Consider the following 14,112-nt stretch of genomic DNA (forward strand, 5'->3'; position numbering starts at 1 on the left):
GGAACGAGCCGCAACCGCACCAGTCTCCCAGATCAGCGCTCGCGATCAGGTCACGCACCGGTGACTCACCCGGCTCTGTTGCGTGTCGTTCTGAGGACGAACACGAAGAACGGGGCACCGAGGAAGGCCGTGACCACGCCCAGCGGCAGCTCGGCGGGGGCGATCACGGTGCGCGCGGCGATGTCCACGAGCACGAGGAACGCCGCGCCGGTGAGCAGGGACACCGGCAGGATCATGCGGTAGCCGGTACCCACGAGCCGGCGGACGATGTGGGGCACGACGATCCCCACGAACCCGATCAGCCCGCTGACCGACACGGCGGCGGCGGTGCACAGCGAGGCCGCCGCGATCACGGCCACCCGCACGGCGGTGGCGTTGAGCCCCAGGCTGACCGCCTTCTCGTCGCCCAGGGCCAGCAGGTCCAGCAGCTTGCCGGCGGCCAGCAGCACCGCCGCGCCCACGGCGGCGTAGGGGGCGATCATGGCGACGTCGTCCCAGCCGCCGCGCCCCAGGCCGCCCAGCACCCAGGAGTAGATGCGCCGCAACTCCTGGGAGCGCAGCATCTGCACCAGGGTCTGGCCCGCCGACAGGAACGACGACACCGCGACCCCGGCCAGGACCAGGGTGGCGGTGCCGCCGGTGCCGGCGACGGCCCCCAGCAGGTAGGCGGTGGCCACCCCCGCCAGCGCGCCGACGAACGCGGCCACCGGCACCAGGGCGCGGGGGGCGTCGAGGAAGTCGGAGCCGTAGGCGAGCACCAGCGTGGCGCCCAGCCCGGCGCCGCCGGCCGCCCCCAGCAGGTAGGGGTCGGCCAGCGGGTTGCGGAACACGCCCTGGTAGGCGGCGCCGGCCACGGCCAGCAGCCCGCCCACCAGGGCGCCCAGCACCACGCGCGGCAGCCGCAGTTCCACCAGCACCGCGAACTGGAGTTCGTTGAGCGGCGAGGCGACCGGGGAGAACGGCAGCCGGCTGAGCAGGGCGGCGGCGGCCTCCAGCGGGCTGAAGCCGGCGGCTCCGGCGGCGGCGCCGACCACCATGGCGGCGGCCAGCACGCCGGCGGACACGGGCGCCCAGATCCAGGCCGGGCGGGGAGCGCGCAAGGGCCGCCGCCTACCGCTCCCGCGCGGCGGCGGTGACGGCCTCGGAGACGCTCTCGGCGAGGTCGACCACGCGCGGCCCCCAGCGGGAGGCGATGTCGGGGTCGAGCTGGACGATGTCGTCGTTCTTGACGGCCGTGACGGTGTCGAAGGCGGGCCGTTGGCGCACGTCGTCCGCCGCGTCCTCGCCGCCGTAGGCCAGGAAGACCAGGTCGGGGTTCTGGTCGACGATGAACTCCGGCGAGAGCTGGGGGTAGCCGCCGGCGGCGTCCTCGGCCTCGTCGGCGATGTTCTCCAGGCCGAAGCGCTCGTAGACCTGCCCGATGAAGGTCTGGGAGGTCGCCGAGTACATGCCGTCGTCCAGCTCGTGGTAGTAGGTCAGATCGACCTCGCCGACCTCGGCGGTGGTCTCCTCGACCACCGCGTCCAGCTCGGACTCCACCCGGTCGGCGGCCTCGTCGGCCTCCTGGGCGTGGCCGGTGGCCTCGCCGAGCATGCGCATCTGGGCGTAGGTGTCGTCCAGGGTCTCGGCGGCCGGGATCAGCAGCACGGGGACGTCGACCTCGCGCAACTGCGCGGCGGCGTCCTCGGCGTCGCGGGCCAGCACCACCAGGTCGGGGTTGTACTCGCTGACGGCCTCGACACTGGGGGTGAACCCCGAAAGGTCGGTGGTGGGCGCGTCCTCGGGGTAGTTGGAGAACTCGTCGGCGGCGACCACCTGGTCGCCCGCGCCGATCTCGAACAGCATCTCGGTGCTGCTGGGCGAGAGCGAGACGATGCGCTCGGGGCGGGCCTCGATGGTGACCTCGCCGCTGCCGTCCTCGACGGTGACGGGGAAGCCCTCGCCGGGGGAGGCGGCTCCCGGGTCCTGGTCGGCGGACTCCTGGCCGCCGCCGCAGGCGGAGAGGGTGAGTGCGGCCAGCAGCAGGACGGCCGGCAGGCGACGGGCGCTGCGCACGGGACTCCTTCACGGGCTGGGCAGGGAAAACGGTCAGCCCGCGGGCGCGGAGCGGTCCGTCCTTCCTGCGAGGACTGGGTGTACCGCGGCACCGGGTGAGGCGGCCTGGCTCGTCCCGCCGCCAGGCGCGGCCGGAGGGCCGCGGCAGGGGGCGGGCGTCACAGTTGCGGGACAGCGCCGGATTGCGCGGTGCGCCCGGGAAAGGGCGCCCGCACCGGACTTCGCTCGACTCGGTGCCGTCGCCCGGCCCGTCGGGGGCGCGGGGCGACGCCACCACTCTAACCGGGGCGCCCGCGCCGGGCGCGGGCGGGTGGCGCGGCGCGGCGGCCCGCGCGGGGCCGGCCCGCTCCGGACCAGGGACCGGTCGGCGGCCGGTCGGAGCCGGTCAGGGGCCGGGCCGGTCGCGGTCCAGCTTCTGGCTGATGACCTGGGAGATGCCGTCGTTCTGCATGGTGACGCCGTAGAGCGCGTCGGCGGCCTCCATGGTGCGCTTCTGGTGGGTGATCACGATGAGCTGGGAGGAGGACCGCAGCTCCTCGAAGATCACCAGGAGCCGCTGGAGGTTGGTGTCGTCCAGCGCGGCCTCGACCTCGTCCATGACGTAGAACGGCGAGGGCCGCGCCTTGAAGATGGCGGCCAGGAACGCCACGGCGGTCAGCGAGCGCTCGCCGCCCGACAGCAGCGACAGCCGCTTGACCTTCTTGCCGGGCGGGCGCGCCTCGACCTCGATGCCGGTGGTGAGCATGTTGTCGGGGTCGGTGAGGACCAGGCAGCCCTCGCCGCCGGGGAACAGCCGGCCGAAGATCTGGGTGAACTCCCGCTCCACGTCGGTGTAGGCGGCGGTGAACACCTCCTGCACCCGGGCGTCGACCTGCTCGACCACCGACATCAGGTCGCGGCGGGTCTTCTTGAGGTCTTCGAGCTGGGCGTTGAGGAAGGCGTGGCGCTCCTCCAGGGCGGCGAACTCCTCCAGCGCCAGCGGGTTGATCTTGCCGAGCTGGTTGAGCTGGCGTTCGGCGGCGCGTGCCCGCTTCTCCTGGACCTCGCGCACGTAGGGCACGGCCACGGCCTCGTCCTCGGGGGCGTCGGCGGGCGGCGGCACGGGCACGCGGGGGCCGTACTCGGCGATGAGGGTGTCGACGTCCACGCCCATCTCCTCCACGGCCCGGGTCTCCAGTTGCTCCAGGCGCAGTTTGCGTTCGGCGCGGGCGACCTCGCTGCCGTGGACGACGTTGACCAGCTTCTCCAGCTCCACCGACAGCTCGCGGACGCGGGCGCGCACGGTCTTGAGTTCGGCGTCGCGGGCGGCGCGCTCCTCCTCGGCGGTGCGGCGCTCGGCGTCGGCGTGGGCCAGGGAGACGGCGATGCGCTCCAGGGCGCGGGCGGCGGCCTCGGCCACCGCCTCGGCGACCCGGGACTGGCGGCGGCGGCGGGCGCGGCGCTCGGCGGCGCGGCGGCGGGCCTGGCGCTCGGCCTCGGCGGCGCGCAGCAGGGAGTCGGCGCGCCCGGCGATGGAGCGCGCCCGCTCCTCGGCGGTGCGCACCGACAGCCGGGCCTCGGTCTCGGCGGCGCGCGCGGCACTGGCGGCCTCGGCGAGGGCGTCGCGGCGCTCGGTGTCGGGCTCGCCGTCCTCCAGCGGTTCGGCCTCGGCCTCGGCCAGCCGCGCCTCCAGGTCGGCCAGCGCGTCCAGGTCGCTCTGCCGGCCGGCGGCGGCCTTGGCGGCGGCGGCCGTGTAGCGCTCGACCTCGGCGGCGGCGGCGCGGGCCTGCCCGCCGAGCTTGCCCAGGTGCTGGGCGGCGTCGTTGCGGCGCTTGTCGGCGGCGCGGCGGCGGGCGGCGACCTCGTCGACCTCCGTGGCGAGGTCGGCGCGCTCCTCCTTGGCGGCGGCCAGGTCGGCGGCGGCGCGGCGGGCGGCCTCGGTGGCCTGGGCGAGCCGCTGGGCGGCCTCGTCCACGGCGGCCTGGACCTCCAGCAGGCTGGGCGCCGAGGAGGACCCGCCCTGGACCAGACCGGGGCCGAACACGTCGCCCTCGGCGGTGACGGCGCGCAGGTCGGGGCGGGAGTCGAGCAGGTCGCGGGCGGCGGGGGCGTCGGCGACCAGCACCACGCGCTCCAGCAGCGCGGTGAGGGCGCCGCGCAGCGGCTCGGGGGCGGTGACGGCGTCGAGGGCGTAGCGCAGGCCGGCGGGCGGCGCGGGCCAGTCGGCGCGGGGCCGGGCGGCGCCGGGGCCGGTGCCCACGACGATCCCGGCGCGGCCGGCGTCCTCGGCCTTGAGCAGCTCCAGCGCCGCCAGGGCGTCGGCGAGGGTCTCCACCGCGACGGCGTCGGAGGCGGCGCCCAGGGCGGCGGCGACGGCGGTCTCGTGGCCGGGTTCGACCTCGACCAGCGCGGCGATGGAGCCCAGCAGGCCGGGCAGGCGCTCGCCGGCGGCCAGCAGCGCGCCCGCGCCGTCCTTGCGGGCCAGCCCCATCTCCAGGGCCTCCTTGCGGGCGGCCAGGGCGGCGCGTTCGCGCTCGGCGGTGCGCTCGGCGTCGCGCAGCTCGTTGAGGCGGGCCTCGGTGGCGGCCAGCCGCTCCTTGGCGCGCCGGTGGGCGGCGTCGAGTTCGGCGTCGCCCTCGTCCAGCCCGGCGGCGTCGGCCTCGGCGAACTCGTACTCGGCCTGGGCGGCCTCGGCGCGTTCGCGGGCCTCCACGGCGGCGGTGTCCAGGCGCTCGACCTCGGCCTCGGAGGCGGCGAGCCGGCTGCGCAGCGCCTCGACCCGGCCGCGCAGCTTGGCCAGCCCTTCGCGGCGGTCGGCGGCGGCGCGCGCGGCGGCGGCGACCCGGCGCTCCTCCTCCTTCAGCGCCTCCTCGGCGGCGGCGCGCTCGGCCACGGCCCGCTCCAGGATCTCGCGGGAGTCGTCCAGGCGGTACTGCAACTCCTCCTCCTGGGCGCGCGCCTCCTCGGCCTCGCGCTCCAGGTCGTCGGGGTCGCGGCCGAAGCGCTCCTCGCCGGGGTCGGCGGCCAGGTGGCGGTGGCGCTCGGTCGCCAGGCCGGCCACGGCGCTCAGCCGCTCCTTGAGGCGCGACAGCCCGTGGTAGGCGTCCTGGGCGGCGGCCAGCAGCGGCGCGGCCTCGGTGGCGGCGGTGTCCAGCGCGGTCTCGCGGGCCTGGGCGTCGGCCAGGGAGCGCTCGGCGGCCTCGCGCCGGGTGCGCACGGCCGCCTCGTCGGCCTGCTCCTTCTCCAGGGCCTCGCGCAGGGTGACGATGTCGTCGGCGAGCAGCCGCAGCCGGGCGTCGCGCAGGTCGGCCTGGATGACGGCGGCGCGGCGGGCGAGTTCGGCCTGGCGGCCCAGGGGCTTGAGCTGGCGGCGCAGCTCGGCGGTGAGGTCGGTGACGCGGTCGAGGTTGCCCTGCATCGCGTCCAGCTTGCGCAGCGCCTTCTCCTTGCGCTTGCGGTGCTTGAGGATGCCGGCGGCCTCCTCGACCAGGGCGCGGCGCTCCTCGGGGCCGGCGTGCAGGACGGTGTCGAGCTGGCCCTGGCCGACGATGACGTGCATCTCGCGGCCGATGCCGGAGTCGCTGAGGAGGTCCTGGATGTCCAGCAGCCGGCAGGTGTCGCCGTTGATGGCGTACTCCGAGCCGCCGTTGCGGAACATGGTCCGCTTGATGGTGACCTCGGTGTAGTCGATGGGCAGCGCGCCGTCGGAGTTGTCGATGGTCAGGCTGACCTCGGCGCGGCCCAGGGGGGCGCGGGAGGACGTCCCCGCGAAGATGACGTCCTCCATCTTGCCGCCGCGCAGGGACTTGGCGCCCTGCTCGCCCATGACCCAGGCCAGCGCGTCGACCACGTTGGACTTGCCCGACCCGTTGGGGCCGACGACGGTGGTGATGCCGGGCTCGAACCGCAGGGTGGTGGCTGAGGCGAACGACTTGAAACCGCGCAGCGTGAGGGTCTTCAGGTACACGCCGCGGGTCCTCCTGCTTCACTCGCCACTCGCCGGTCCTCGGCATTCCAGGGTGCCATCAAGAGTGCCATGAACCAGGGGTTTCGGGTGGGGGAACCGCGCGGTGTCATCGGCGGGGGCGGCCGTCCGCCCCGCCTCCGGCGCCGCGCCGGGGCGCGGCGGTCGGACGGGGCGGTGCTGAGAGCGGCCCGCGGATTACCACAGAGTCCGCGCGGCGCACCGGAACCGGTGCGCCGGTCGCGCGGGGGGTGGGGTCGTCGTCGCTCGCGGGGCGGTCGGGCGGGCGCTCGGCGCCGCCGCGGGCCGGGTGGTGGGGGCCGATGGGGCCGGACCCGGATGCCCCGCTCAGGGACGCCTGGTCGTGGAAGCGGCGTCCCTTGCCGCGGTACGGAATCGTCGCGGGGCGTTAGGCGAGCGCGGGCTCGCGGTCCGCCGCGGAGACGGAGACGTCGGCGACGGCCGCCGACAGTTGGTCGTTGCGTGCCTGAAGACGACCGATCTCGTCCTCCAGGTCACGTACTCGCTTCTGAAGCCGCCGCATTTCCTGAACCATCTGAGGGTCAGGACCGCCGACGTGGCCAAACAGAGCCTTCGCCATGATGTGGGTCCTCCACACTGAGTGACCAGTTCGATGCACGCACACATGAGCAAAAGGAGCGCCGCCGAGCATCCCCGGCTGTCTCCCGTGGGAAAGGCGCGCGGTCTGCCTTCCAGAGTCTCACCATGGGCGCTACTGGTCAAGATTGAACGAAACCGTACGTAACTAACTGTAACCAGGCAGGTCACAAGGCGCGATCCAAAGGTGAGCACCCCCGCGCACAGGGCTGCCGCGCTGTGGAACCGGCGGCAGGCGGGCGCTCGCGAATCGCGCTACCTTCCCAGGATACTCACCGCTCGGCGAATCCGGAGTAGGTGCCCCGGGGATTCTCCCACCGTTCAACCACGCTGGTCACCTCACCAGGGGTTTCTCCCCCGCGCAAAAGCGCGAGAAGTTGCGCACACCGCTCGCGCGGCCCCTCGGCCACCACCTCGACCCGGCCGTCGGCCAGGTTGGTGGCGGCGCCACTCAGCCCCAACTCCAGCGCGCGGGACCGCACCCACCAGCGGAAGCCCACGCCCTGCACGCGCCCGCGCACCCACGCGGTCAGCCGGGCGCCCGCCTCGGCCCCCGCGGCGTCCCCGCGTCCCGTCTCTCCCATGCTCGGCCCCCTCTTCTTCCGTGTCCGGTGCCTCGTATCCGGTGCTCCGTGTCAGGTGCCGCCCTTGGCCGGGGCCGCCCGGCGGCGCGGGGCCGGCTGGCAGCGGGGGCAACTGAACGAGGAGCGGTTCATGAAGGGGTCGCGGCGGATGGGGGACCCGCAGCGGCGGCAGGGGAGGTCGCGGCGGCCGTAGGCGTTCAGGCCGCGCTCGAAGTAGCCGCTCTCGCCGTTGACGTTGACATAGAGGCTGTCGAAGGAGGTGCCGCCCTCGGCCAGCGCCTCGCGCAGCACGTCGCGCAGCCGCGCCAGCAGCTCGGCCACCTGGGCGGGGCGCAGGGTGGCGGTGGGGCGGGCCCAGTGCAGCCGGGCGCGCCACAGCGCCTCGTCGGCGTAGATGTTGCCCACGCCGCTGATCAGCGACTGGTCCAGCAGCGCGCGCTTGACCTCGGTGCGCCGGCGGCGCAGGGCCGCCGTGAACACCGCGTCGTCGAAGTCGGCGTCGAGGGGGTCCAGCGCGATGTGGGAGATGACCGAGGGCACCCCGGCCGAGCGGCCCGCCACATCGGGCACCAGCGGGACGACCATGAGATGGCCGAACGTGCGCTGGTCCACGAACCGCAGCTCGCGCTCGTTGTCGGCGCCCAGCCCCAGGCGCACCCGCAGGTGGCGCTCGTCGGGGCGGCCGCGCGGCTGGACCAGGAGCTGGCCGCTCATGCCCAGGTGGGCCAGCAGCGCGTCGCCGGAGTCGAGGTTGAGCCACAGGTACTTGCCGCGGCGGCGGACCTCGGTGACGGCGCGGTCCTTCAGCCGCGCGGCGAAGTCCTCAGGGCCGGCGACGTGCCGGCGGACGGCGCGCGGGTGCAGCACCGCGGCCTCGTGGACGGTGCGGCCGCGCACCCAGTGCTCCAGGCCGGTGCGGACGACCTCGACCTCGGGCAGCTCGGGCATGGGCGGGTCAGGCTCCGTCCTCGTCGGCGACGGCGGCGGCGGACTTGGCGCGGATGGCCTTCCACGCCGACTCCGCGGCCTGCTGCTCGGCCTCCTTCTTGCTGCGGCCCTCGCCGGTGCCGTAGTCCTCGCCGGCCACCCGGACGGTGGCGCGGAAGGTCTTCTGGTGGTCGGGGCCGCTCTCGTCGACGTGGTACTCGGGCACGCCGAGCATCTCCGAGGCGGTCAGCTCCTGGAGGGAGGTCTTCCAGTCCAGGCCGGCGCCCAGCCCCGAGGCGGTGGCGATGAGCGGGTCGAACAGCCGGTGCACCAGGTCGGAGGCCACGTCCAGGCCGCGGTCGAGGTAGACCGCGCCGATGATGGCCTCCAAAGTGTCGGCGAGGATGGAGGACTTGTCGCGCCCGCCGGTGCCCTCCTCGCCCCGGCCCAGCCGGATGTAGCCGCCGATGCCCAGTTCGCGGGCGACGTCGGCCAGGGCGCGCATGTTCACCACGGCGGCGCGCAGCTTGGCGAGCTGGCCCTCGGGCAGGTCGGGGTGCTCGCGGAAGAGGGTGTCGGTGACGATCAGCCCGAGCACGGAGTCGCCCAGGAACTCCAGGCGCTCGTTGGTGGGCAGCCCGCCCTTCTCGTAGGCGTAGGACCGGTGGGTCAGCGCCCGCGCGAGCACCTTGGGGTCGAGTTCGACCCCGATGGCGCGGTAGAACTCGCGGGCCTCGGCCGCGTTGAGTTGAGTGGCCACTCGACGTTCACACTCCTGATCTCCAGCGCGCGGCGCGTGCGCGCGGCTGCGCTCAACTAAGCCGATCAGGGACGCTCGAAAGCGAGGTGGGCGTCGCGGAGGCGGGTGCTCCCCGGCGGCCACCACGGCCTCGGGATTGGCCCGAACCGGCGCGGTCGTCGTGTTGTTTTGCGGTGGCGGGTGCGGATGCCTGGAGCCGAACCCGAAGAGCCGAAAGGCGGGCCCGGTGTGCGGCGCGGTGCGGGGGCCTGCCCCGCTCGCGCGCCGCGCACCGAACCCGCCGCGGTTCGCGGCCCTTTAGGACGGGTTCAGCACCTGGCGGTTGTTGTAGGTGCCGCAGGTGGCGCACGCGGTGTGCGGGAGCTTGTAGTCGCGGCAGCGCGGGCAGGTCACCAGCTCGGGGCGCGACGCCTTCCACTGCGAACGGCGCTTGCGGGTGTTGCTCCGCGACATCTTCCGCTTCGGGACAGCCACTTCAATCCTCCTGGGTCACCCGCGCGGTCGCGGGAGCGGTACTTGCACGGGCGCGCCCCGCCGAGGCGGGGAGCACCGCTGTGCCCCGCCCGGGGTCCGCGGCCGCGGGCGGCGGTCGCGATGCCGGACGGAGCGGGGGATCATCGTTCGCCGAACTCCTCGCCGAGGTCGCGCAGCGACGCCCAGCGGGGGTCGATGGCCTCGCCGTGGTGGTGGTCGGGGCCGACGTCGGCGAGCCTCGCCCCGCACTCGGCGCACAGGCCGGGGCAGTCGTCCCGGCACAGCGGCGCGAGCGGCAGCGCGAGCACGACGGCGTCGCGGACCACCGGTTCGAGGTCGAGGAGTTCGCCTTCTAGATAGTAGTCCTCTTCGTCGTCCTCCGCGTCCGCGTCACCGGCGACCGGGAAGTCGTCGTCGCCGGGGTAGCGGAACAGCTCCTGGAACCCGACCTCGACGGTGTCGGTAAGGGGGTCCAGGCAGCGGGAGCACTCCCCGGTGATCTCCACGCGCGCCTCGCCGGTGACGAGCACGCCCTCCATCACGGCCTCCAGGCGCAGGTCCAGCTCGATCGGCGCGCCCTCGGGCACGGCGGACATGCCCGTGGCGAGCGAGCCGGGCGCGGGCACGGCGCGCTCGACGGTGCGCATGGAACCGGGCTGGCGCCCCAGCGGCCGGGTGTCGACCACGAACGGGGCGCGGGCGTCAAGACGAGACAGGGTGATCGCGCTTTCAAGGAGTGCCGCCGGACGCGGAACGCGGGGCGGTGGGCGGGTGGTCGTCGCAACGACGCGTCGGACACGCGGCCGCGCCCGGAACGAAGGCGTAGCCGGTTGGCGAGTATACCGACCAGTCCGGACCGCACCCAAATCCGCGTTCGCCCCGGTGGGCGGCACGCGGCGCGGCGGCGCCGGGGCGCAGGCGTACTAGGCGTACTTGTCGCGCAGCCGCTGCTCGACGTTGGGGGTGACCAGGCTGCTGACGTCGCCGCCGTACTGGGCGATCTCGCGGACCAGGCTGGAGCTGAGGAAGGAGTACTGCGGGTTGGCCGTCATGAACAGGGTCTCCACCCCGGACAGGCGGTAGTTCATCTGCGCGATCTGGAGTTCGTAGTCGAAGTCGCTGACCGAGCGCAGGCTGCGGATGATGGCGCTGATGCCGTTCTCGCGGCAGAAGTCGACCAGCAGGCCGTTGAACTGGGCCACCCGCACGTTGTCGAGGTCGGCGGTGCACTCCCGCAGCATCGCGACCTTCTCCTCGACGGTGAAGAGGCCCTTCTTGTGGACGTTGGTCAGGACCGCGGCGACCACCTCGTCATACTGCCGCGCGGTACGCCCGATGATGTCGATGTGGCCGTTGGTGACCGGGTCGAACGACCCGGGGCAGACGACGCGACGCACGGTGGATCGATCCTCCTTGACGATCGGACGCTTCCGGCGCGAGGGCTCCACCGCCAGATTCTGCCCGGAGTTTCACGACGGTCCCGAAAGGCTCGCGGCGCGACCGTACCAAAGCGCGGCCTCGCCGTAGCGGCGGACCCGGTCGGGTTCGTAGCCCTCGGGCCAGACCAGGTCGGGGTCGCGGGCGGAGCGCTCCACGACGATCAGCGCGCCCGGCGCGAGCCAGCCGCCGTCGCGCAGGGCCGCCAGCATCCGCTCGACCTCGGCCGCGGTGACCGCGTAGGGCGGGTCGGCCACCACGACGTCGAAGGGGCCGCCGGGCGGCTCCCCCTCCAGCAGCCGCAGCACCCGCGCGCCGGCCACCCGCGCGCCGGGCAGCCCCAGCGCGGCGATGTTGGCCCGCAGCGTGGCCACCACCCGGCGGTCGGACTCCACCAGCAGCGCGTGGGCGGCGCCGCGCGACAGCGCCTCCAGCCCGATCGCGCCCGAGCCGGCGTAGAGGTCGAGCACCCGCAGCCCCGAAAAAGTGCCGAGGTCCGACAGCGCCGAGGCGAACAGCGCCTCGCGCGCGCGGTCGCTGGTGGGGCGGGTGGTGCGGCCGTCGGGAACGGCGATCCGGCGGCCCCGCGCGGTACCGGCGATGATGCGGGTCATGTGCGTCACGTTAGCGCGGCGGCGCGGGCGCGCGCCGGGCGGCACCGGCGAGTCCCCGCGCGCGGCGCCCGGCGCCGGCGGGGGCCGCACCGCCCTCGGCGGGGGGCGTGGTCAGGTCTTCTCCAGGAACTCCGCGCGGTCCTCGGGCAGGAGGTCGTCCAGGGCGCGGGCCAGCGGCGGGTGGCCGGTGAGGGCGGGGTCGGCCTCGATCAGCGCGGTGGCCTCCTCGCGGGCGTGCCCGATGAGGTCTTCGTCACGCAGCAGCGTCAGCATGCGCAGCGAGGACCGCCGGCCCGACTGGGCGTCGCCCAGGACGTCGCCCTCGCGGCGCTGCTCAAGGTCCACGCGGGAGAGCTCGAAGCCGTCGGTGGTGGCGGCGACGGCGTCCAGGCGCTGGCGGGCGGGGGTGTTCTCGGCGGCCTCGGTGACCAGCAGGCACAGACCGGGCAGGCCGCCGCGGCCCACGCGGCCGCGGAGCTGGTGGAGTTGGGAGACGCCGAAGCGGTCGGCGTCCATGATGACCATGGCGGTGGCGTTGGGGACGTCCACGCCGACCTCGATCACGGTGGTGGCGACCAGGACGTCGGTCTGGCCGGCGGCGAAGCGGCGCATGACGGCGTCCTTGTCGTCGGGGGCCAGGCGGCCGTGCAACTGCTCCACGCGCAGCCCGGCCAGGGGGCCGGCGGTGAGTTCGGCGGCCAGCTCGGTGACGGCCAGCGGCGGGCGGCGCGCGGGTTCGTCGCCGGCGGCGGGGTCGGCGGTCGGGGCCAGACCGGGGTCGTCGGTGTCCTCGCCGCCGGGGGTGTCGCCGCCGATGCGGGGGCAGACCACGTAGACCTGCCGGCCCTGGTCGACCTCCTCTCGCACGCGCTGCCAGGCGCGCTCCACGAAGTGCGGCTTGTCCACGGCGGGCACCACGTGGGTGGACACCGGCGCGCGGCCGGCCGGGAGCTGGGTGAGGGCGACGACGTCGAGGTCGCCGTAGACGGTCATGGCGACGGTGCGCGGGATGGGCGTGGCGGTCATGACCAGCACGTGGGGGCGGCCCTCGGCGGCTTTCTCGCGCAGGGCGTCGCGCTGCTCGACGCCGAACCGGTGCTGTTCGTCGACCACCACCAGGCCGAGGTCGGCGAAGGAGACGTGCTCCTGGAGGAGGGCGTGGGTGCCCACCACGATCCCGGCGGCGCCGGAGGCGGCGTCCAGCAGCGCCTGGCGGCGGGCCGCCGCGCCCTGGGAGCCGGTGAGCAGGGCGAGGCGGGTGGCGTGTTCGGCGCCGTCGATCTGCCCGGCCCGGCCCAGCGGCCCCAGCATCGCGCCGATGGAGCGGTGGTGCTGCTGGGCCAGGACCTCGGTGGGCGCCAGCAGCACGGCCTGGCCGCCGGAGTCGACGACCTGGAGCATGGCGCGCAGCGCCACCAGGGTCTTGCCCGCGCCGACGTCGCCCTGGAGCAGCCGGTGCATGGGGTGGGCGGAGTCGAGCCCGGCGGAGATGGCGGCGCCGACCTCGGCCTGGCCCTCGGTGAGGGTGAAGGGCAGGGCGGCGTCGAAGGCGTCGAGCAGGCCGCCGGCCACCCGGGGGCGCGGGCGGGCCGAGAGCGCGGCGGCCTCGCGGCGGCGGCGGGCCAGCGCCAGTTGGAGCACGAACGCTTCGTCCCACTTCAGGCGGGTGCGGGCGCGGCCGACCTGGTCGAGGTCGGCTGGGCGGTGGACGCGCTCCAGGGCCTCGTGCAGCGGGAGGAGCCGGCGGCGGGCGCGGAGGTCGGGCGGGAGGGGGTCGGGGAGGTCGGCGGTGGTCTGGTCGAGCAGCACCCCCACGCACCGGGCGATGTCCATGGAGGACAGGTCCTTGGTGGCGGGGTAGATGGGGATGGGGCGTTCGGCGAACTCGCGGGCGCGGGAGTCGGCGGTGCCGTCGTCGGGCAGCATCTCGTAGACGGGGTGGGCCAACTGCTTCTTGCCGCGGTAGGTGGAGATCTTGCCGGCGAACATGCCGCGCCGGCCCGGCAGGAGTTCGCGCTGGTGGAACCCGACCTTGGCGAAGAACGCCAGGGTGAGGCGGCCGGTGCCGTCGGTGATGACGACCTCCAGCAGGCTGCGCGGGCGCCCGCCGGGGCCGCGCCGGAGTTCGCGCTTGTGCGCGGAGTGGACCTGGGCGACCACGGTGACCTGCTCGCCCTCGGCCAGGGCGGCGAGGTCGGTCAGCTCGCCGCGGGTGGCGTAGCGGCGGGGGTAATGGCGCAGGAGGTCGCCGGCGGTGTGGAGGTCGAGTTCGGCGCCGAGCTTCTTGGCGGCGGTGGCGCCGAGGGTGGTGCGCAGCGGTTCGTCCCAACTGATCACGCGACCCCTCCCCTGGACACGGCTGCGGACGTGTGCTGCTGACACGTTAGAACGTTTGTACACGCTCGTGGCGACATCCCGGGCCGCGTCCGCGCGCCCGGCGCGCACGCGGCGGCGGGTGCGGTGACCGGGGCGGGTGTCCTCGGGACGGGCGGCGCGGGTGGGCGGAGCCGGTATAGTTGGTGTTTGGACGTGCAGTGCCCGCGCCCGGTCCGCCGGCCGCGCCGCTGGCGCCCTGACACCCCGGGGTCGGCTTTCGCGGCCCCGGCTCCCGCGTGCGCATCCCGCCCGCAAGGCCGGTTCCTCCGCTGGTTGGAGGCCGGTGCGGGTCCTCGTGTACGCTCCCACGGTTGGCGCGCCGCG

Annotated in this window: 12 protein-coding genes; all 12 read right to left on the reverse strand. The window is 74.9% G+C overall.

Features of this window, described 5'->3' with window-relative positions; genetic code table 11:
- Positions 1–65: 65 nt before the first annotated feature.
- Positions 66–1,076, reverse strand: a complete 1,011-nt coding sequence (locus LG943_RS00390; RefSeq protein ID WP_408648517.1) for a FecCD family ABC transporter permease — start codon at positions 1,074–1,076, stop codon at positions 66–68.
- Positions 1,077–1,110: 34 nt separating this feature from the next.
- Complete coding sequence (locus tag LG943_RS00395; protein WP_270070096.1) at positions 1,111–2,055, reverse strand: ABC transporter substrate-binding protein; 945 nt, start codon at positions 2,053–2,055, stop codon at positions 1,111–1,113.
- A gap of 385 nt (positions 2,056–2,440) precedes the next feature.
- On the reverse strand, positions 2,441–6,001 hold the full coding sequence (smc, locus tag LG943_RS00400; protein WP_270070097.1) for a chromosome segregation protein SMC: 3,561 nt from the start codon (positions 5,999–6,001) through the stop codon (positions 2,441–2,443).
- Between the two features lie 406 nt (positions 6,002–6,407).
- A complete protein-coding gene (locus tag LG943_RS00405) occupies positions 6,408–6,599 on the reverse strand; it encodes a hypothetical protein (RefSeq protein ID WP_270070098.1) in 192 nt (63 codons plus the stop codon).
- Positions 6,600–6,888: 289 nt separating this feature from the next.
- The gene (locus LG943_RS00410) at positions 6,889–7,200 is read right to left on the reverse strand and encodes an acylphosphatase (protein ID WP_270070099.1); all 312 of its coding nucleotides are present in this window, start codon (positions 7,198–7,200) and stop codon (positions 6,889–6,891) included.
- Positions 7,201–7,251: 51 nt separating this feature from the next.
- The gene (gene mutM / locus LG943_RS00415) at positions 7,252–8,148 is read right to left on the reverse strand and encodes a bifunctional DNA-formamidopyrimidine glycosylase/DNA-(apurinic or apyrimidinic site) lyase (protein ID WP_270070100.1); all 897 of its coding nucleotides are present in this window, start codon (positions 8,146–8,148) and stop codon (positions 7,252–7,254) included.
- Positions 8,149–8,155: 7 nt separating this feature from the next.
- The gene (rnc, locus tag LG943_RS00420) at positions 8,156–8,887 is read right to left on the reverse strand and encodes a ribonuclease III (RefSeq protein WP_179769285.1); all 732 of its coding nucleotides are present in this window, start codon (positions 8,885–8,887) and stop codon (positions 8,156–8,158) included.
- 297 nt (positions 8,888–9,184) lie between these two features.
- Positions 9,185–9,361, reverse strand: coding sequence for a 50S ribosomal protein L32 (gene rpmF, locus LG943_RS00425; protein ID WP_179769284.1), 177 nt, complete (start codon positions 9,359–9,361; stop codon positions 9,185–9,187).
- A gap of 140 nt (positions 9,362–9,501) precedes the next feature.
- Entirely contained in the window at positions 9,502–10,083 is a 582-nt protein-coding gene (locus LG943_RS00430) for a YceD family protein (RefSeq protein WP_270070184.1), read from the reverse strand.
- Positions 10,084–10,284: 201 nt separating this feature from the next.
- On the reverse strand, positions 10,285–10,758 hold the full coding sequence (coaD, locus tag LG943_RS00435; RefSeq protein WP_270070101.1) for a pantetheine-phosphate adenylyltransferase: 474 nt from the start codon (positions 10,756–10,758) through the stop codon (positions 10,285–10,287).
- Between the two features lie 72 nt (positions 10,759–10,830).
- Complete coding sequence (gene rsmD / locus LG943_RS00440; RefSeq protein ID WP_270070102.1) at positions 10,831–11,412, reverse strand: 16S rRNA (guanine(966)-N(2))-methyltransferase RsmD; 582 nt, start codon at positions 11,410–11,412, stop codon at positions 10,831–10,833.
- 111 nt (positions 11,413–11,523) lie between these two features.
- The gene (recG, locus tag LG943_RS00445) at positions 11,524–13,749 is read right to left on the reverse strand and encodes an ATP-dependent DNA helicase RecG (RefSeq protein WP_270070103.1); all 2,226 of its coding nucleotides are present in this window, start codon (positions 13,747–13,749) and stop codon (positions 11,524–11,526) included.
- Positions 13,750–14,112 lie beyond the last annotated feature (363 nt).

Source organism: Streptomonospora mangrovi (assembly GCF_027604915.1).
In the GTDB taxonomy this organism is placed as follows: Bacteria; Actinomycetota; Actinomycetes; order Streptosporangiales; family Streptosporangiaceae; genus Streptomonospora; species Streptomonospora mangrovi.